Source organism: Ruegeria sp. AL2 (assembly GCF_056540845.1).
The window spans coordinates 1-1,533 of record NZ_JBQFXM010000062.1; the positions used below are offsets into that span (position 1 = coordinate 1).

Here is a 1,533-nt window from a genome sequence, read left to right on the forward strand (position 1 = left end):
GATATTGTTGAAAAACAACGTGTTGCTGGCGCAGAGAGAGGCGTACCGAACTGAGCGCGAGTGCCTTTCTTGTCAGGCTTTGCTCGTTTGCTGCGGTGCGGGAAAGATCTTGGCCAGTTTTCGGAGGTTCTGGGCGGTGGCGGCGAGGAGGAATTCGTCGGTTGCACCACAAGGGCCACGTAATCGGAGTCGTCCCAGCCCGAGAATGCGTTTGAGGTGGGCAAACAGCATCTCAACCTTCTTTCGGAGCTTTGCCGAGACTTTGTATTGGGGCGTTTTGCGAATGGCGCGTGCCACATCGCGTGCGTCTTCATGTTCTTCGCGGGTGATTTTGCGAGCATCGGCGTTTGGGCAGCACTTCATCTTCGACGGGCACGCCAGGCAGGTGTGTTTGAGGGCCTGATACTTGGCCACGCCCTTGCCCGTCGGGCCACGGTTCGGATCAGAGTAGTTGCGACGAAACTGCTTGAGCGCTTCGCCCTCAGGGCAGATGTATTGGTTGTTCTCGGGATCCCATTCAAAGTCTGCACGGGACCATGTGCCATCTGTCCGGCCAGCTTTGTCGATAACGGGAATGTGCGGCGCGATCTTGCGCTTCACCAGCCAGTCCAGCATGGGGCCGGAACCGTAAGCGGTATCTGCGATTAACCGTTCTGGGTGCAGGTCGAACTTGTCTTTGACCCGGTTCAACATCGTCTTTGTTGAACCGACTTCTGCCTGTCGGATTGATCTGGTGGCTTCGACATCGACGATTACACCGTGATCCGTATCAATCAGATAATTGTCGGAATAGCTGAAGAATGCAGGGCCTTTGCGGGCTGCAGTCCATTGGCTGGCGGGGTCAGAATGTGAGGTGAACTTGGGCTGTACCTCGCTGGCCGCGCCGAATGCCGCCTCGTCCAGCGTGTCGAGATACTCGCGGACCGCGCGGGACGCATCTGCCGGGTCAATGCTTGCCGCGTCCCAGTCTTCCTTCGGTGTTGAGTTCCGTTTGTTAGCATCGGCTTCGATCAGGCTGGCATCAATCGCCATGCGCTGGCCGCTGACGAGACCTTCCTCAATGCAGCGTGCCACAGTTGTCTCAAACAGACGACGCAACAGTTCGCTTTCCCGGAAACGGCCGTGCCGGTTCTTGGAAAACGTGGAATGGTCTGGCACCCGGTCGTTCAAGTCGAGACGGCAGAACCAGCGGTATGCCAGGTTCAAATGCACCTCTTCGCAGAGCCGTCGCTCGGATCGAATACCGAAGCAATAGCCAACCAACAGCATGCGGATCAGCAGTTCGGGATCGACGGAGGGCCGGCCCGTGTGGCTGTAGAAATCCGTAAGGTGCGCGCGAATGCTGCCCAGATCGACGAACCGGTCAATCGAGCGCAAAAGGTGGTCTTGCGGGACATGATCCTCCAGCGAGAACTCGTAAAACAGCGACGCTTGCGCTTCCTGTCTCGGTCCCATCATGGCTGATCCCTCCCTTTAGGAAGAATTGAATCAGCAACTTACCAACCGATCAAGCCCGAGTTTTTCAACAAAATA

1 protein-coding gene is annotated in these 1,533 nt (G+C 56.8%); it reads right to left on the reverse strand.

Going from position 1 to position 1,533, the window contains the following annotated elements; genetic code table 11:
* Nucleotides 1–72: 72 nt before the first annotated feature.
* Nucleotides 73–1,458, reverse strand: coding sequence for an IS1182 family transposase (locus ACR0ID_RS20350; RefSeq protein WP_480528150.1), 1,386 nt, complete (start codon nt 1,456–1,458; stop codon nt 73–75).
* Nucleotides 1,459–1,533: the final 75 nt, after the last annotated feature.